The organism is Runella rosea (assembly GCF_003325355.1).
In the GTDB taxonomy this organism is placed as follows: Bacteria; Bacteroidota; Bacteroidia; order Cytophagales; family Spirosomataceae; genus Runella; species Runella rosea.
Map to the genome: position 1 here is coordinate 6,684,850 of NZ_CP030850.1, position 18,509 is coordinate 6,703,358.

The following is an 18,509-nucleotide window of genomic DNA, read 5'->3' on the forward strand; positions in this document are numbered from 1 at the left end:
AACGAGTAAAAGTAAAAAATAATAACCTCCACCACTTTGCTGATTTAGATTCGCTATTGCACCGAGTAGCTCCGCTCATAATACGTAGCCACCATTTCCTAATTAGGGTTTACTATTAAAAATTTCAGCTAATTTTTTGTCCAAATTTTCTCCCCGTATATTTTTCGCAAGGATTTTACCATCAGGCCCAATCAGGAAGTTTTGAGGAACAACCTGAATGGCATATTGCTTTACTATATCGGCATTCCATTGTTTCAACTCCGAAACATGAGTCCAGTCAAGGTGGTCTTTGTGGATGGCTTTTAGCCAAGCTTCTTTCCCGTTAGGTCTATCTAATGAAACACCTAAAACCGTAAAATTTTTGTCTTTGTATTGATGAAAGTTCTTGACAATATTCGGATTTTCGGCCCGGCAGGGTCCACACCAACTCGCCCAAAAATCGACCAATACGTATTTTCCACGAAAGCTGCTCAAGGACACGGCTTTCCCGGAAGTATCCGGTTGGGTAAAATCAGGAGCCAATGAACCCACCGATGTGGCTTGAATAAGAGCCAGTTTTTTTGCGTACGCTTTGCCCAGTTTACTGTTTTTAATGGCCTCGGCCAGTGAGCTGAACATCGGTTCCAATTCAGAAAAATCGGGAGCATTCCAATCTGTATATTGATCTAAAACATATAGACTCAGCATAGATGTTAAATTCTCTCGAATAAACTGTGCTTTAATTTTTTCCTGCTTATTATAAACGACATCTTGCTGCTTCTCGAAAGCCTCATTAAACCCTTTCACCTTTTTCTGTTCGGGTGTAGCTGCCTGATATTCCTTTTCTAACAGAGCCAATTGGTCGACTGTCGGTTTAAGCATCATTTTAAGCTTCTGATTGTCGATGTTCATGGGTGAGACCACCACCGCATTTTCAATAGAGTCCGGACTCGTTACAGAAATAGTGCCCGGTTCTAAATAGAAACGGATAGATTTTTTACCGTCAGACAGCCATGCATAATATGGTTGATCGATGGTTCCTGTCACAATAAATTTCCCATTCCGGACGTCGGCAGAATCTGTATATCCTTTGTTTCCAATTCCATAAATTACATAAGCTTTGTCTGTAGGGTTAATTCTCCCTAATTTTCCTTCTACTTTATATACGCTGCTCTGGGCCCCAAGGAATGTTGGAATCAGGAGAATGGGAATTAGTAAAAAAGGCTTCATCTGTGTTAGATTTATTGGTTAGAATACAAACAAATTAAGGAAAGGACACTATAATGAAATTGTAAGTTTTATAGGACAATACTAATAAAAACGCGAACTTTTCAATATAAATACTTGATAACGGACCTCTACGAGGCAAATTATGGATAGTGAGATGGTCATTTTTTTTAGTAGGTATGCCGTAGATATACCGACTAAAAGCTGTTTGTGTACCTACGGCACACCAAACCACTGAATATACCTTCTTAACAACCGATAATGATTGCCTAATAGCACATTTCTTGAAAAGTTTACGTTAACAAAAAGTCAGTATTGGCCTATTTGTAGTTTATTTAACCACATGTTCCCAAAACTCTTGGGTCACTTGAACTACATTTACAACCACCTGTGCAATCACTATTTGCCAAACATGGCCCTATAATACAGCCTTAATATCCGCCCTTTACACTTTTCATTTGATTTCGCGACAATACATTGCCTGAAAAATGCATTAGTAATTTTTTCATTGTATTTGGATGTGCAGAAACGCTGCACCGTTGAGAAAAAGATAGAAATGAAAGTTGTATAGGACAATACTAACAAAAAGTCAGTATTGTCCTATTGTAGTTTATTTAACTACGAACATGTTCCATAGGTCTTATTGTCATCTGTACTACATTTGGTACAACCGGCTGCGCAGTCACTTTTTCTTCCAATACATGCCCCTGCAGGACAACCAGCACCATAGTCATCTCCTCCTCTAACATTTTTCATCTGGCTTTTCGACAGAATATTGTCGGATAGTCTAATCAATAAATTTTTCATTTTTTTGAATGTACGGAAACGCCGTACCGTTTTTAAAGTTAGAAAATCTATTTAGTTCACTTTGCAAAGTCAGTTAGAGAAATTTCACTTGGTTTTCTCCAAGTGGTATGAGAGGGTACTGTTGTGGTACAACAAAGCTGCTCTACTTTGTTTTTTAGAGCCTTTTTGGGTTCATTCAATAGATCACCTATAAGCCCCATGCCATGAAACTGAACACGAGCCGCATTACCAAAATGGTCTGCCTTGTGGCTTAAAGGGCATAGTAGCATAGGTACGCCTGCTTGTATACATTCACAGATACTGTTTAGACCACCGTGGCTCACCATCAAATCACAATGCGGCAATAGGTCTAACTGTGGCACATTTTCTAAACAGAAAACATTGCTGATACTCATATTTTTGATAAAGTTTGTGGATACAATCAAGCGTATATTGGGCATGTCTTGTATCACAGCTATCAGTTTATCCAATGCCTGTAAACCCCTTTCGTTATTATTCAAACCAGTAGTTCCAAAATTGGCATAAACTATCTTAATAGCTGGGTTTTGAAGTTTCAATAGGCGTAATTGAGCCATCAGTTGGCAGTACTCTTCACTCAAAAGATGGCTTTCGTTTCGCTCAAAAGGGATAGCCTCGTAATACTCTCCTGCTTTGGGCTTTTTCCACGGATATTCCAATGCGCTGGGATAGGTAATGAGTTTGGGTAGGGCTTTCACGGCAGGATAAAAACAGTGGTTATCATCAAACCAATCCGAATATTTTTGTCCTGTTTTTTGGGCTAACCTTTCTAACAACCAATGGTCGTCTTTTCCTAAAAAAGCTATTTTTTCGAGCCATTGTTTCCACTTTCTTTTCAAGAAATGTACCTGCCATCCTACCCAAGCACAAACAATAGCCCATCCATTACGGCTGGCAAGCCAGCCTTCCGTTAAGGGTGGAATACCTATCTCCGGATAAGAAGAAAGCTTTGTATTGAGTATTATTTTAGTGCATTGAGTTTGCCATAAATAGAGCGCGTAATGCCCTAAGTGGCTATCTATCAGTAGTATTTCAGGTTTCAGTTCGTCGGCTAATACTTGTATTTCTTTTACTTCTTCCCAAAAAGTTCGGTATCGTTGTATGGTAAAAGGCTTGTTTAGCAAAGTCTGTATCAACAAGGCAATCAATGACCTAAAAGACAAGTGTTTATAAGAACTGGCATAACGCAAAGGCTTAAATACAAATCCCTCGCGCTCAATTAGCGTTTGGTGAGAACTGAGACCCGTAAATACCACCTCATACCCTTGCGCTTTTAGTTGACGCGCTTTGCCAAAGCCCACAAAATAGTGGCTCGGATAGGGCAATAGGATAAAAAGGGCAGTTTTCATGGCTAGGCTATTTTTTGCTCCCAATGGGTAAGCATATTCGCACTTTGTACCAATCCAAAGACTTGCGGTACTTCATATCCATCCACAAAAAACGTAGGTGTAGCTTGTATATCAGCTTTTTGGGTCCATGCGCAGTGAGCGGCTATTACGTTTTCGGGTATGTTGCTTGTATCAGCAGGATAAGCCTTAGCCCAGGTATCATAGTCTTTTTTTGCTTGAGCATACCAAGCGGCAATCCCGTCCTCTAACTTTTCGTGAGTAGATCCTAATGCCATCATGTGTTTGGCTACTTTTGTCTTTCTGCCATCGGAGTCATGGCATACAGTAAAAACTATCTGCGCTTTTACTTGGGGGTTTTCGGCCAATACCTCTTCCAATTGTAGATGTGCATTGGCGCACGGCCCACAGTAGGGATTGGTCACCATCGTAATGGTATGCTCCGCAGCGGGGTTTCCTAAAATAATCGGCTGTAAATCGGCCGGTACGGGCGGCATTTGTTTTTGTTTTGCTAAAAGGGCGTTGAAAATAGCCGGATTGTTCTTAAACCGCCGCAATTCACCCCGCCAACGCTCCGCTTCCTGCGATTTTTGAAGCAGGGGTTTGATGATCAGCCATAGGAGGATGGGGAGTGCAAACGCAACAGCCAAGCCCCCTATTCCTGCGAGGGTCCGACCCCAAAGGGGGAACATATTTATTTCCCCTTTGAGAGTTAAGAGGCTACTTAGATACTCTACCCAAATCACCACCTGCACCGCTACACACAGGGGGCACCACTGCTTAGCTACGCGCCACTGATACCAGATAGACCAGAAAGTATAAGGCAAAGCCAACATTGAAAGAATGACGAGGATATTGAACCCCTCTCCATTTGGAGAGGGATTTAGGGTGAGGCTTATCCACCCACCCATAAAGTAAAAGAATCCGACTTCGCTCCAGCCCAGCCAAGGTGTGATTTTGGCGGCGGGAGAGGTGAGGATGTGGTTGCAGTCGGTGTGGTTGTTGAGGTGGCAAAGGGAGTCGGTAAAATCATTGGGTTTGCCATACTGCACCGAAAGCAGCAAGGCCGTGAGTAGTACCCCTATGGCTTTGAGTCCTAACAATGCTCCTGTGGATAGATTGGGGCTTTGGAATATGCCCGCAATGGTCAGCAGCACAAAACCCGCAATAATCAGCGGCCAACGGAGGCTTTCAAGTTGTTCTTGACGGTGTTTGGCGGCGTAGTCTTTCTCACCCGAGGCTTCGGTGGGTTCGGCAATGAATACTACCCCCGACCATCTTTTGAGAAAGTCTTCACGGGCTTCGGTGATGCGTTTTCCTTTTTCGTTACGGTAGATGAAAGTTTCGTCGGTAGCCCTTTCTACAAGGACAAATGTGCCCCCGTGGGTATGCAGGTGCGCTATGTAAGGCACTTGCAACAACGCCAACTGCTCGGCGTCAATGCGGAGGGCGGCGTTTTCGATATGGTAACGGTCGAGGGTATCGCCCAAACTCAACAGGCTAGGGTAATCGGGGTGCTGTTCGAGGGTGTTGCGCAGGGTGGTCAATGTAACGGATGGCTGTAGGCTGCGTAGGTATGTCCAGGCTACGCCCAATAGGTTTTCGCGCTCGGTAAAGGAATGGCTAGTTAAGTTAATCATACAAACAGTAAAATAGCTTTGTCTATGTGTATGCTGTTTAGGCACTACAAACCTAATCGAACTTTGTTCACCATCTTATCAGAATTTTTTATAAAAATAATCTAAATCTTACTTGTAATAATACTGCTTTGACCGCTTGATAAGTTTTTGAAAAATAATAAATAGGTTTTAAGATTATTTACGTTACTTGAGATTGAATACGTGATACAGCACAATTTGTATTCATACGTAGTGGAAAACTCTTTGATTTTGGCGAAACCTTTTTTCTAAAGACAATAGAAATATAGGAACAACTGTAATATCAATTGACAAATCCACAAACTGAAAAGTATGAATATTGGAGACAAACTACGTAAACGTCGTAATGAATTGGGATTGACGCAGGAATGGGTGGCTATGGAGTTGAGCAGCCAAGGAAAAAAAAACATCAGTCAACCCACCTACAATAATTGGGAAAATGGCAAATCCTTTCCTTCTATTGAGCAGGTACAGGCACTGACCAAAATCTTTCGTATCAAACTTTCCTATTTGGTGTCAGATACAGATACAGATACAGATACAGATACAGATACAGATACAGATACAGATACAGAAAAGTGGCGGGCTATGGCGGAAGAATACGCCGAAAAATGCCGAATGTTGGAAAAAATGAACGTTATGCTGTTGAAGGAGAACGAAAAGCTGCGTGATGCGTAGAAAAGGCTCAGGGCAAAAAAACAGCAAGCCCATTCCGTTGAAAGTCAAAAGTAAATGGGTACCTCACTTAAAATCTGTTTATATCATGCCGAATAAGCAGATTTTAAAATTTCAGTAGACCCAAATTTCCTTAGTGAAAGGCTGATTTTCAGAAGTAATTCCATTCACTGTGATATAGTATTTTATTCCTTTTGGCAAAGCAAATCGTACAACGGCCTCGCCCTGCGTTGATAAATCAGTGGAGGGTTGCCAAAAAAATAATTTGCCTTCATTGATGGATGCCGTGGGGGATGTACTGTTGGCAGCGGCTCGTTTAGTTACTACGTTTATTGCTCCATTTTTCCCCCTGGAACCTAAAAAAGAATTGGCACTTTTTATCACTTCAATTTGTAATACATCGCTGATTGGGATGGCATTCAAACTTTGTAATGTTCCCAAAGGAATTCCATCTAATAAGAAAAGTGGCTCATCTTCTACTGAACTACTTCTTTGTAAACTATTTCCTCCCCCTCGAATTCGGATTCCTTTACGGCTAAATCCAGCATTATCCGTCGTTTCAAAAATTTCTATTCCTGGTACTTTACTTTGGAGTGCCGTAATTACGTTTCCAGAGATGATATCTTTTAAATTTTCACTATCTATCACATAATCCACTTTTCCTAATAAAGTATGAGAGGCTTTTTTATTTCGTTTTACCTTGATTTTTACTTCCTCTAAGGTAACGGCATTTTTCTCCCGTTTTATTTGTAATGTATCGGTAGATAAGTCAAATGTGTCCAAACGATTTAGTTCATGTTGTATATCTTCTATCACTGCCACTGACAGTCGCCCGCGTAACGGTTCTCCATCAGGCCTTTTTACTTGAATACGAAACACCACAGTATCTTCTTCAAAAGTGTGTTTGATTGAAACCAAAGGGGCTGGCTCGGGTTCTAAGGCACTCTTACTTTGGGTTTCGGGGGTATTTTTGGGTAAAAACAACTTCCAATGATTATTTTCCATTAGGGGTTCGGGTTCATAATCCAACGGCAGCATATTCGCTATTCTCCGCTCTGCAATATCCCCGGCCCATTCGGAACTATTGGTATCAAACAATAATCCTGTGGTGGTCACTTCGGCTTTGCCTCCTTTGATTCGCAGCCATGACACCGGGAAAGGAGCATCTTGATAAGTGCCTATCCGATTGATGCTGTTTGTGTTTAGGATTTCGAGTTCATTGGGTGCCATAATTTCTTTAGAAGATGGGAAACGTCCCATTTTTATAGCAGAAGTGTCGTTAAATGGAAATAATCTTTTTCCTAACTGTGGACTTAGGTGCGAGAAGCTCGTTTTTTCGTTGTAATTAGGGTTTACTTCATACACCACAAATCCTTCCTGCTTTAAGCGCTGTTGCGCTAACGCTTTAAAAAAATGCCGTTCTGAGCCTTCGTAGGCTTTTTGCCGGTTCTCTTCCAGTTTCTTTTTTTGTTCTTCGTCCGTTATTTTGAATTTTTCAAATCGTGCCAATCCGGAAAAACTGCTCTGTGTCGGAGAAAATGAGAATCGTTGGAGTTCAAAAAAGATTTTATAACCCAAGGGTTTGTTTTCGATCTCAATTATTGTTTGCGCTGAAGCCGAAAACGCTGATATATCTCCCTCAAAATCAATGACCCAAGGATTGAGAATTTTAGTAGCTCGTGCGTTTTGATTTACTCCTACAAAAGCACTTTCAAATTTTTTGTACTGCCTGAGCCATTTTTGGTCACGTTTCCCTTTCACAGATACCTCCGAAATGGTTTGTGGAGAAGCAAATAGCGCGATGTTGAGCATTATCGTATCTTGGAGTTTATCCAGTATTTTTTGCCGAAAAGTTGTATAACCCAACGAAGATACTACGATTTCTACACTGCCTCCCCGCTGATGATTGAAGACATTTCTGAGTTGATATTTGCCCGTCGAGTCCGTCTCGGTCGAATTTGAGGTGTTATTTATATAAACAGATGCAAATTGAATGGACTCATTTGTTTTGGAATCGGTCACATTACCCACGAGGACTCGTTGTTGCCCAATAACTTTGAAAGCAACAACGAGTATACAAGTGATTAATAAGCTAAATTTTTGCACCTTAATTTTATTCATCAGGGCCTTTAGTACAATTTGAACATGGACCTGTTGCCATGCATTGTTCCCATATATTCGAATTATAAAGTGCATATGCACAAAGTGACTCGCAGTGAGCATACAATTGTGGAGGACAAACATCCCCCCCCTTTATTTGTTTCATTTGACTCCGAGAAAGAACATTCCCCGAAAAATTCATCAAAACCTTTTTCATACTTTACATTTTTTTTAGTTAAAAAATCATTTATGTCGATTCGGCCAAATCCGTAGTGAAGTGTTGCATTAGCCCTGATGCTCCTATTTATCCGTTTAATTCCGGTAATGTGTGTTCTTACAAACTTAGCCACTTTTCCTTCTTTACCCTATCAGGATTCTTGATAAAAGTATCAGAATTCCTGATAAAATAATTCGAAGCAATCCTGTCCTTCCATTGAGTACGGTGCAGGCATTGACCAAAATCCTGCGTATCAAACTTTCCTATTTGGTGTCAGATACAGATAAAGATACAGAAAAGTGGCGGGTTATGGCGGAAGAATACGCCGAAAAATGCCGAATGCTGGAAAAGGTGAGCGGTATATTGTTAAAAGAAAACGAAAAGCTGCGTGAGGCGTAGAAAAGGCTCAGGGTAAAAAAACAGCAAGCCCATTCCGTTGAGAGAATAAGCTTGCTGGTATGTTCAATAGTCAACATTTTTTCAGGCGCATCGGCCTCCGATTTACATTTCGCGGTTTGCCCTTTTTTAGTTCCTCATTCCCACATTAATCCACATCCACTTCCTGCCCCATAAAGCAGTCCACCACGTAGCGAATGGAACTGAAAGAGTTGACGAGTGCTTTGCGGGCTTCGGGCTCGCTCATCCATGCCAATTGCTCAATGCCTTCGTCGTGCTGGGGGGCCATCTTGGAGTCGTCTACGCAGCGCATCCAATACCATTTGGTCCGTTTGAGGATGAGTTGGTTGTTTTGGGTATAAGTGTGCCAAGTGGTGCAGGTTTTTTCGATAAGCTCGGCTTTTACGCCCGTTTCTTCTTCTACTTCGCGGAGGGCGGCTTTTTTGGATTTTTCATTGTCGTCGAGTTTGCCTTTGGGCAAATCCCACACGCCCCGCCGAAACATCATCAGCATTTTGTTGTCTTTGGTCACAATACCGCCCGCTGCTTTGATGATGGTGTAGATTTTTTTCAATCTTTTTTCCACGGCTTCGCGGTCTTTGGGCACCAAATAAATGGATTGTAGCTCGGGCAGGTCGTAATTGTTCAAAAAATGAAACAATTTTTCGGCCGTAATCGGTGTGGCGTTCAGAATGAGTAAATGCCCCTTTAAACTTGCCACCTTCAGCATTTCGAGGTGAGCGTCAATGATTCGGTCAAAAGTGGCCCGATTGGAGAGCCCCTGAGCCGCTTTTTCGCTTAAAATTCGGACCGGACGGTCTTTGATAAATATAATCATAGGAGTAGTGGGGCGTTAATGCCGACAAAATTAGCAAATGGGTTTGTTTTGGATAGCAAATACTTTTGATAATTTTGCAATTGTACCAACCATCCCCCATACGTGGAACTATTTGTTATCGTTCTACTCGTTCTTATCAACGGTATTTTCTCCATGTCAGAAATCGCGCTGGTCTCCTCGCGAAAGTCTAAATTGGAAACTGCGGCACGAAACGGTGACCGGCAGGCCAAACATGCACTCGAACTGGCAAACTCCCCCAATCGCTTTCTCTCGACCGTCCAAATCGGCATCACCCTCATTGGAATCCTGAACGGGGTATTCAGCGGTGAACGCATCACGACCGATTTTCAGGCCTACGTTGAGCAGTATGAATTATTGAAGCCTTATTCGCATTCCATTGCCGTAGGTGGCGTTGTTTTGTTTGTGACCTACCTGTCGTTGGTTTTGGGAGAATTGGTGCCCAAGCGCATCGGGATGTCCAATCCCGAAGGCATTGCCAAGTTTATGGCTACACCCATGAATTGGCTCTCCAATCTTACGTCGCCGTTTATTTGGTTGTTGGCCAAATCCAGCGATTTGTTCATGAAAATTCTGCGGATTACGCCCCAAAACCAAGCCATTACGGAAGAAGAAATCAAGACCATCATTCAGGAGGGCACCACGGGGGGCGTTATTGATGAGATTGAGCAGGAAATCGTGGAGAATGTCTTTCATCTGGGCGACCGAAAAATCACGTCGTTGATGACCAACCGTCAGGAGGTTACGTGGTTGGATTCGGCCGATGACCCCGAAGAAAATAAAGCCCGAATCATGGAATCCAAACACTCCATTTATCCCCTTTGTAACGATGGGATTGACAATATCGTGGGGTTGATTTATGTGAAAGACTTGCTCGGCGGTGATTTGGATGAGCAACTTACCCGATTGGAGTCGCTGGCCCGTGAGCCGTTGTATATTCCCGAAAACAACAAAGCCTATCAGGCACTGGAGAAGTTTAAAGTGAGCCGGGTGCACTTTGGTATCATTGTCGACGAATACGGCGCCATGCTCGGCATTGCCACGCTCAACGACATTTTGGACGCGTTGGTGGGTGATTTGTCAGAAACCGATGAGTTTAATTACGACATTGTAGAGCGCGAAGACGGTAGTTTTTTGGTAGATGCCCAACTCCCGTGGGAAGATTTTATCAATCATTTTGACATCACGATACAGCAGAAAAAAGAATTGACAGGGTTCAACACCCTTGGAGGTTTCGCTCTGCATATTTTTAAGGATATTCCCGATACGGGTGAGCACTTCACGTGGCAGGAATATAGGTTCGAGATTGTCGACATGGACAAAAGCCGTATCGACAAGATACTCGTTCAAAAACTGAGCGAAGAAGAAGAAGGTGGGTAATACTCTTTCAGGCGATGAAGTTTAAACCTTGCAAAGCATTGCAAACTTTTGCAAGGTTTAGATAATTTCAATCCCTTTGTTACGAAAATCGTTCAACGACGGGTCGGAGGGCTTTAGACTTGTAACCAAAAAATCAATCTCATGTAGGTCGCATACCTTGTAGGTTTCGATGGTATGGATTTTTTCAGTAATGGCACAAATCGCTACTTTTTTAGCCGATTTTGCCATTTTTTGTTTCAAGACCGATTCTTCATAATTGCGCAAGGTAACCCCAACGTTTGGGTCTAACCCGTTGAAACCCATAAGGTATAGGTCCACCCGCAGGTGTTCTAGTTGTCGCATGGCTTGGTTGCCTACCGTAATTTGATAGCGTTTGTGGTAGGTGCCCCCCAAGAGGATCGTTTCAATTTTGGGGTGCTCATTCAGCACGATGGCAAGGGGCAGGCTATTGGTAATGACGGTCAGTTCTAGGTTTTTGGGGAATTGTTCAGCAATGTGGAAATTGGTTGTGCCGCCGTCCATCAATATGGTCTGATGATTTTCAAACAGCTTTTGGGCTTTTCGGGTCAGGTGCAATACTTCCTGATTGTCGATACCGAAGCCTTGCGTGGTTTTAAAAGACAAGTAGGAATTAGCCACGGCCCCTCCGTGTACTTTTTTTAGTAAACCCTTGTCTTCCAGTTCAATAACATCACGTCTGATGCTATCGTACGAAACGTGCAGTAGTTGACTCAACTCCACTAAGTTAATTTTTTGGTCACGATTGAGCTTCTCAATAATGAGCCGTTGGCGCTCTTCTTTTATCATAGGTTAGTTAAAATATACTTCAACAAATGCCTTAAAATTCATTGAGAGTGATTTCTAAAAATATCTTGCAAAAAAATGCAAAAAAAAGTTGCATTAAAACAAAAAGATTGCATATTTTTGCATAGTTGTTTCAACCACAACTTAACCTATGATAAAATATCCCTCGCGCTACCTTAGGGGTTTGTGTAGCTGCGAGGGATATTTATTTTAAGGGTACAGCAAATATTTCTTTCGCTTGATTTTGAAGTCTCCCAGACCAGGCTCCCAGCTCTTACGAATTTCTTCTTCCGTTTTACCCGTAATAATCTGCTGCTTTAAGTTTTCTGTTCCTGCCAGTTTATCAAAATTTCCCATTTGTTTGCTTTGGCTCATGTCAAAAAACTTCTCTTTGAGGGGATAAGCCGCGTACAGCTCCATGAGCCATTGCAAGTTTAATTTTTTTGTTTTCAGAAAAGTAGCGGTGTCAAACTTCCGTAAATCTAATCCATAACAGTCCGTGTCCTGATGCAGGGGCGTTTCGCTCATGCCTTTAAGACTGACTGGTTTGAACGAAAATGTGTATTTTCCTTTCAATAAGGGGGCTCCCAGTACTGTAAAAGGCATGTAGGTGCCGCGCCCCTGACTCAAAATGGTGCCTTCAAATAGACAAATACTGGGATAGAGCAGAATGGACTGCTGCGTATTTAAATTGGGCGAAGGCGGTACGGGGAGGACGTACGGCAAGTCATGCGTGTAATTGGCCACTTTAATGATTTTTAATTTGCATTTTAGCCCGTTGGGTAGCCAACCTTCGCCGTTAATCATTTGTGCAAATTCGCCGATGGTCAGACCGTGGCTGATGGGAATGGGGAAAATACCGATGCCTGATTTCAGGTGCGGTTCCAGAATGGGGCCATCCACCATAAATCCGTTAGGATTAGGGCGGTCCAAAATGAGCAATTCTTTGTTGTTTTCGGCGCAGGCTTCCATCACGTACGAGAGCGTATTGATGTAGGTATAAAAACGAGCGCCTACGTCCTGCACGTCAAAAATCATCAAATCGACGTCGGCCAAGTGTTCTTTGGAAGGTTTGCGGTTTTTGCCGTAGAGTGAAATCACAGGAATGCCCGTGGCGGGGTCCATGCTGTCGTCTACTTTGGCACCGTTGCTGGCATTGCCCCGAAATCCGTGTTCAGGCCCGAAAATCTTGGTAATCTTTACCCCTAATTTAAACAGGCTATCGACACAGTGCTTTTTGCCAATGATTGAAGTTTGATTGACCAGCATTCCAATGCGTTTCCCTTTCAGATAGGGAAGATACACGGAGGTTTGGTCGGCACCCGTAATGATGCTTTTTTTTGCATTTTCAGGTTTTGGGGCGGTAGTAAATGCGGCAAAAACTGCCAAAAACACAGTGGCAACAAAAAGGGACAGATAAAATGACCGTTTCATAAAGTAAAAAGCAGGATTGTTTGAAGGGGGAAAGTTACAACAAATGGGCGTCCCCTCAAAGATACCTCCTTATTTGTGGTCTTCATTTGTCCCCACCTGTAATGAGGTCGTGGAGGTTGAGGATTGCTGAAAGGGTGTGATGACCAATTCGCGGACCAAATCAGGATGCGAATACGAAATCAAATGACCCGCATTGGGCAAAAAGATAAATTGTGCTTCCTTTTTGGCCAGTTTCATGCGGGCAAAATCTAGATTTGTCGGGTCTACAATCCAATCTTTGCCTCCTTGTACCACGGTAGTCGGTACTTGGAGCATTTGCCATTCGTTTGCCAGTTTTTCTAATTCCTTAGCGTGGGCAAATTTTTCAAACGACGCCAGATTTATACGATGCGGTAGCCACATCCTAACTATCCACCATTTGGCGGGCTTAGAAAACCACCAGAATTTTTCTTTGGTAGGGTCGATGGCGGGGGCCAGCATCACCAATTTATTGAATCGTTGCGGGTTGAGTATCGCAATTTTGGCCGCAATGGGTGCTCCGTAAGAGCGACCAAGCAACACCCCTTTTTGACGGGAATGATTGAGCGATAAGGCCAACGCTGCCGCCCGGGCCTGCAAATCAATGGACGTAACTATGCGTTTTTTACGGTGTTTTGAATGATTATACCCCAGTCGGTCAACGGCAATGATGTGGTATTTGCTCTGCAAAATACTGTCGTCCACCATGTTGAGGTATCCATACCACGCTCCCGGTGCTCCGTGGATGAGCAGGAGCGGCGGGAGCGTATCGGCACCCGTAGTGGCAACAAACAGCCGAAGACTGTCGTTTTGGATGGTATAATAAGTAGGTCGAACGGATTTGTTTGCGTAATGCTTGCGAAGGTCACGTTCATTTTTGCGCCACGAACGAAAACAGGAAGAAAGCCCCCAGCACAATCCGCAAACACAGGCCCAAAGGCATATTTTTCTTAGCATGAGAATGGTTACTGTTTAGGTTAATTCAGCGATAGTTATTCGCAATTGTTGCTCTACAAAACGCTAAAATAGCGACAATTGTTGTTGGGATAATTCAGGATAAAGGTGCGGCTTGCTTACTTCTGGTACATTTGAATCAGTTTTACGATTGCTAATCAACCGACCGATTGTAAACGATTCCATCAGGCTGTCGTCCAGCGGACGGGCTATTTCTTTCAGGGCCGAACTGTCCAAATCGGATTGAAGCCAAAGGGATTCACTACCCGGCAACAAAAGCAAAGGCATTCGCTGCTTGGTATTGTGAATACGCGCCATCATGGGATTGGCTTCCGTAGTGATAATGCTGAAGGTGTTCCAAACATCATCGGCGAAGTCGGGATTGTGCCAACTTTCCCAGATTCCTGCCATGGCAAAAAGTGGTTGATTTCGTAGCCGAATGTGGTAAGGGTATTTTTGTTTCCCCACAGTCTGCCATTCGAAAAATCCCGTAGAAGGTACAAGACAACGCTGAGATTCCCGAAGGGCGTATTTAAAAGAAGGTTTTTGAGCCAGCGTTTCGACCTTAGCATTGAGCGTATTGGCCCGCATTTCTTCGGCTTCTTCTTTGGATTTTACCCAACGCGGCACCAGCCCCCAACGAAACAGTTGGATGGTTTGCGGGGCTTGCGCAGTAATCACGGGCCAAGTAGGGTAATCAAAACCATTTCCGTGGTAGACAGGCTGAAAATCAGCTTGCTTAACTTCTGAAGTAGCTTCGAAACGCTTCTCTACTTCTGCAACGGTGGCTGTTAACGAATTGTGAAAACACATAATTAACCGAGTTTTATCCGTAATTTTGAGCAAAAACGCAGATTTGCGGGAAAGAAAAGCCGATTTTACCCGTCAGCTTTTAAAGAGTAACCTCTCATCCGACAACGCGTGTGCTTTATTCACCTAACAAACTTCATCACTATGAAATTCAAATTATTGGGAAAATCAGGCCTTCGTGTTTCAGAAATTTGTCTTGGCACCATGACCTTCGGAACCGAATGGGGATGGGGCGCTGATAAGCATGAAAGTAAGAAAATTTTTGACATGTATGCCAATGCCGGCGGTAATTTTATAGATACGGCCAATCGCTACACCGAAGGGACTTCGGAAAAATTTTTAGGGGATTTTATCGCTTCCGACCGCGACCATTTTGTGCTCGCTACCAAATATACCCTCATGGACCGTGACGGTGACCCCAACTATGCGGGAAACCATCGCAAAAATATGGTTCGTTCGCTCAATGAAAGTTTAAAACGCCTCAATACCGATTATATCGACCTGTTTTGGGTTCACATGTGGGATTTTACTACACCCGTAGAGGAAGTCATGCGCGGATTGGACGACTTAGTCCGCAGTGGGAAAGTGCATTACATCGGTATTTCTGACACGCCAGCGTGGGTGATTTCGCGGGCCAACATGCTTGCCGAACTGCGTGGCTGGAGTCAATTTGCGGCTTTGCAGATTGAGTATTCGTTGCTACAACGGGGCGCAGAGCGCGATTTGTTACCCATGGCCAAAGCATTAGATATGGCCGTAACGCCTTGGGGAGTGATTGGCGGCGGGGCGCTGACGGGCAAATATCTGCGCGGAGAAGGAGGGCGGGTGCCCGAAAACAGCCTCCGACGCAACGAACGCAGTCAGGATATTGCTCAAGCCGTGGTAGAAATTGCCGATGAGTTGGGCGTGACGCCCACGCAGGTGGCTATCAATTGGGCCAGACAACGGGTTTCTAACGTGATGCCCGTCATCGGTGCCCGTCGTGTAGAGCAACTACAGGATTCGCTGAAAAGTCTTGATTCGACCATTCCCGACGAAATGATGCATCGGTTGAATGAACTGAGCAAAATAGAATTGGGCTTCCCGCACGATTTTCTTTCTTCGGAAGGGGTAAAACAGTCGGCCTTCGCAGGGATGTACGACCAAATTATTAACCACCGATTGTAATACATCGGACGCTGGGAATCTGACAACTTCAATTATGAAATTAGCTATTCTGGAACGTTTAAAAGCGCATTTGGACGCTCGAATGCAGGCTGCATTGGATGCCATGCAATCTGCGCAAAGTTCGGCCAATGAAGAAACCAAAAGCAGCGCGGGAGATAAGTATGAAACCGCCCGGGCCATGGCCCAGAATGAACGTGACCGCCATGCCCAGTTGTACGACCAGATTCGTCAGGAACGAGCCGTGCTGGACCGCATCGACCCGTTGTTTCAGTTTCAGCGCGTAGGATTGGGCACGTTGGTCAAAACCACAGCAGGTTATTTTTTCGTGGCCGTGAGCGTGGGGCTGCTAGATATGGCGGGAACAAAAGTAATCGCGGTGTCGCCGCAATCGCCGCTTGGCGCTTCGCTGATGGGAAAACAGCAAGGAGACAGCTTCCTGTTTCAGCAAAAGAAATGTCTAATTGAGGAGCTAGGGTAGTGGTTTATTTGTCTATCTTTGGTTTAGAAAAACAGGAATTGACATGGTAGCAGTCTCCACCAAACGCAAACGCATTCGGACCAAATTTGCCAAGCATGAAATCCCAAAATCGTTGATTTATGAAGAATACGACGGAAAACCCATGTACTATCGGGGCTATAAAGATGTATTAAATCAACTGAAAACGAAGGAAGAAATTATGGGCGAAAGCGATACGCAGGCGATTATTATTGGCGTTTTGATGAATTTTTTGTTCGATACTATCGACAGAAACAAATATTTTATTGTAACAAACGAGGTAGGGTTTCACCTTAAAAAACGCAGCAATATTTCTTCTGATATTGTGATTTATGAAAAGGCAGCCTTGCAAAATCATACCTTTAAAAATAAATATTTCGAAATTCCGCCCTTAGCGGTCATAGAAGTGGATATACAGGCCGATACGACTGATTTCGGGATTTCGGAAATGGATTATTACGGCATTAAAACCAAAAAATTGTTGGATTTCGGCGTTCGGGAAGTGATTTGGTTTTTTTCAGGAACAAAACAACAGTTTGTGTCTCGGGCAGGGCAAGATGGTATTATTTCGACTTGGGAAAGAAATGTTACTTTGCTTGGTGAATATCAATTCTCGCTTGAACAACTGCTTCAAAAAGAAGGCTTTAAGTTGTGAAAAAGCTAAATTTATACGTAGGTTTTTTTGTCTTCTTTCTTTGTTGCCTCTTTTTTCGTTTTCCTTCCTTCGGGCAAAGCAATCCGTACCAAATTACGCCCACGCTTCAAGAGGCTTATGCTGATGTGTTTAAGTTGAAAGTCACTTCGGCAAGGGCGCTGTTGCAAAAAGAGAAAAATACGGGTCCGCAAAAAGCCTTTGCTGTATATGTGGAGGATTACGCAGACATGGTCACGTTGTTGGTCAGCGATGAGAAACGTTTGTTCGAACAATTGGCCTCTAATGAAGATACGCGATTGGAGTTTTTGGACGATTTGTCCACAGAGTCACCCTATCAGCGATTATATCAGGCCGAAATTCGTCTACATTGGGCGTTTATTAAACTGAAGTTTGGGAAGGAAGTCAGTGCCTGTTGGGATATAATCAAGGCGTATCGGCTGTTGGAAGAAAATGCCAAAAAATATCCCGATTTTATTTCGACCTACAAGTCGTTGGGGATGCTTCATGTATTGATTGGCTCGGCTCCGCAAAACTTTCAGTGGGTCACCAAACTGCTAGGCTTGCGCGGCAATATTCCGCAGGGAATGCGTGAAATCAAGACCATTATTCAAAAAGATAAATTGTTTGGCCCCGAAGCAAGACTGGTTGAGTTACTGTTGCACGCATATATTCTCACTTACGCTGAGTCGCAAAACACGGCACTTCTGGAGTTTGTCAGTGGAGAAAAGGATAATTTACTGCTCCATTTTTTTGGAACGACAATCTCAATGAAAGACGGACGGGGAGAGCAGGCGCTGAAATTACTCAATCAGCGGCCCGTTGGCAGTGAGTACCTTGCGTTTCCTTTTTTGGACTACCTGAAAGGCGAAATTTTACTTCAAAAAGGTCAATATGACGAAGCACGTACGCACTTAAAACGATTTTTGGCGCAGTATAAAGGTCAAAATTACCTGAAAGATACGCACATGAAATTGTTTCTGAGTCATTGGTTGGATGGCGAAGAAGCCCATGCCATGCCGTATCTGGTGCGAGTACAGGCCGTGGGAACGAGTTACGTGGAAGCCGATAAATTTGCGGAAAAATTCGCCAAAAGCTTCCGAAAAAAAGAAGTTTCGGGACAACAGAAAGCCTTAATGAAAGCCCGTTTGGCGTTTGATGGTGGATATTTACAAGAAGCAGCTCTTGCTTTAAAATCATATCAAGAGCCTTTTTTTACGAACTTATACGATAAAGCCGAATTTCATTACCGTTGGGGGCGGATTCTTCAACGCCAAAATCGTCCTGACTCTTCTATTGTGCATTATGAACGCGCCATTGCGCTCAGTCAGGCGCAGAGTTTGTATTTTGGTGCGACGTCGGCCTTGCAATTGGGTTACATGTATCAGGCAAAAGGTAACAATGCCAAGGCTGTTTATCACTTCAAACAGGCGCTCACGTATCCGAAGCATGAATACAAAAACAGCGTGGACAATAAAGCCCGCGCTGCTTTGACTCTGATGGGAGTGGAGTAAC

Annotated in this window: 16 protein-coding genes; 7 read left to right on the forward strand and 9 right to left on the reverse strand. The window is 43.5% G+C overall.

The features are described 5' to 3' along the window. Window positions 1-102: 102 nt before the first annotated feature. The 3 genes from DR864_RS27625 to DR864_RS27635 form a co-directional block, all read right to left on the reverse strand. Window positions 103-1,209: a TlpA disulfide reductase family protein gene (locus DR864_RS27625; protein WP_114070002.1), complete on the reverse strand. Its 1,107-nt coding sequence runs from the start codon at window positions 1,207-1,209 to the stop codon at window positions 103-105. A gap of 860 nt (window positions 1,210-2,069) precedes the next feature. After that, entirely contained in the window at window positions 2,070-3,332 is a 1,263-nt protein-coding gene (locus DR864_RS27630; RefSeq protein WP_162794189.1) for a glycosyltransferase, read from the reverse strand. Between the two features lie 50 nt (window positions 3,333-3,382). Then, window positions 3,383-5,017, reverse strand: coding sequence for a vitamin K epoxide reductase family protein (locus DR864_RS27635; RefSeq protein ID WP_114070004.1), 1,635 nt, complete (start codon window positions 5,015-5,017; stop codon window positions 3,383-3,385). Between the two features lie 330 nt (window positions 5,018-5,347). Between DR864_RS27635 and DR864_RS27640 the strand changes: the two genes are divergently transcribed. Then, on the forward strand, window positions 5,348-5,713 hold the full coding sequence (locus tag DR864_RS27640) for a helix-turn-helix domain-containing protein (RefSeq protein WP_114070005.1): 366 nt from the start codon (window positions 5,348-5,350) through the stop codon (window positions 5,711-5,713). Window positions 5,714-5,824: 111 nt separating this feature from the next. On the opposite strand, the gene DR864_RS27645 is transcribed toward DR864_RS27640, so the two are convergent. Then, the gene (locus DR864_RS27645) at window positions 5,825-7,831 is read right to left on the reverse strand and encodes a carboxypeptidase-like regulatory domain-containing protein (RefSeq protein ID WP_162794191.1); all 2,007 of its coding nucleotides are present in this window, start codon (window positions 7,829-7,831) and stop codon (window positions 5,825-5,827) included. A 412-nt stretch (window positions 7,832-8,243) separates the two neighbouring features. Between DR864_RS27645 and DR864_RS29980 the strand changes: the two genes are divergently transcribed. Continuing rightward, window positions 8,244-8,426, forward strand: coding sequence for a hypothetical protein (locus DR864_RS29980; protein WP_162794193.1), 183 nt, complete (start codon window positions 8,244-8,246; stop codon window positions 8,424-8,426). Window positions 8,427-8,571: 145 nt separating this feature from the next. Here DR864_RS29980 and DR864_RS27650 read toward each other — a convergent pair whose 3' ends face one another. Next, window positions 8,572-9,261, reverse strand: coding sequence for an NUDIX hydrolase (locus tag DR864_RS27650; protein WP_114070007.1), 690 nt, complete (start codon window positions 9,259-9,261; stop codon window positions 8,572-8,574). 102 nt (window positions 9,262-9,363) lie between these two features. Here DR864_RS27650 and DR864_RS27655 point away from each other — a divergent pair, with 102 nt between their 5' ends. Next, window positions 9,364-10,659, forward strand: a complete 1,296-nt coding sequence (locus DR864_RS27655; RefSeq protein WP_114070008.1) for a hemolysin family protein — start codon at window positions 9,364-9,366, stop codon at window positions 10,657-10,659. A gap of 57 nt (window positions 10,660-10,716) precedes the next feature. On the opposite strand, the gene DR864_RS27660 is transcribed toward DR864_RS27655, so the two are convergent. The 4 genes from DR864_RS27660 to DR864_RS27675 all read right to left on the reverse strand — a co-directional run bounded on the left by DR864_RS27660 (window position 10,717) and on the right by DR864_RS27675 (window position 14,682). Next, complete coding sequence (locus tag DR864_RS27660; RefSeq protein WP_114070009.1) at window positions 10,717-11,466, reverse strand: DeoR/GlpR family DNA-binding transcription regulator; 750 nt, start codon at window positions 11,464-11,466, stop codon at window positions 10,717-10,719. 207 nt (window positions 11,467-11,673) lie between these two features. Further along, window positions 11,674-12,897 (reverse strand): exo-beta-N-acetylmuramidase NamZ family protein, encoded by a 1,224-nt coding sequence (locus tag DR864_RS27665; RefSeq protein ID WP_114070010.1) that lies wholly within the window; start codon window positions 12,895-12,897, stop codon window positions 11,674-11,676. A 69-nt stretch (window positions 12,898-12,966) separates the two neighbouring features. Then, window positions 12,967-13,872 carry an alpha/beta fold hydrolase gene (locus DR864_RS27670; RefSeq protein ID WP_114070011.1) on the reverse strand — a complete coding sequence of 302 codons (906 nt, stop codon included), beginning with the start codon at window positions 13,870-13,872 and terminating at the stop codon, window positions 12,967-12,969. Window positions 13,873-13,935: 63 nt separating this feature from the next. Further along, on the reverse strand, window positions 13,936-14,682 hold the full coding sequence (locus tag DR864_RS27675) for an SOS response-associated peptidase (protein ID WP_114070012.1): 747 nt from the start codon (window positions 14,680-14,682) through the stop codon (window positions 13,936-13,938). Between the two features lie 141 nt (window positions 14,683-14,823). Here DR864_RS27675 and DR864_RS27680 point away from each other — a divergent pair, with 141 nt between their 5' ends. The 4 genes from DR864_RS27680 to DR864_RS27695 are packed head-to-tail and all read left to right on the forward strand — an operon-like array spanning window position 14,824 to window position 18,508. Then, complete coding sequence (locus DR864_RS27680) at window positions 14,824-15,846, forward strand: aldo/keto reductase (RefSeq protein WP_114070013.1); 1,023 nt, start codon at window positions 14,824-14,826, stop codon at window positions 15,844-15,846. 34 nt (window positions 15,847-15,880) lie between these two features. Beyond that, a complete protein-coding gene (locus DR864_RS27685; RefSeq protein ID WP_114070014.1) occupies window positions 15,881-16,324 on the forward strand; it encodes a GreA/GreB family elongation factor in 444 nt (147 codons plus the stop codon). A 43-nt stretch (window positions 16,325-16,367) separates the two neighbouring features. Beyond that, the gene (locus DR864_RS27690; protein ID WP_114070015.1) at window positions 16,368-16,997 is read left to right on the forward strand and encodes a Uma2 family endonuclease; all 630 of its coding nucleotides are present in this window, start codon (window positions 16,368-16,370) and stop codon (window positions 16,995-16,997) included. Further along, a complete protein-coding gene (locus DR864_RS27695) occupies window positions 16,994-18,508 on the forward strand; it encodes a tetratricopeptide repeat protein (RefSeq protein ID WP_114070016.1) in 1,515 nt (504 codons plus the stop codon). Before DR864_RS27690 ends, DR864_RS27695 begins: the two co-directional genes overlap by 4 nt. Window position 18,509 lies beyond the last annotated feature (1 nt).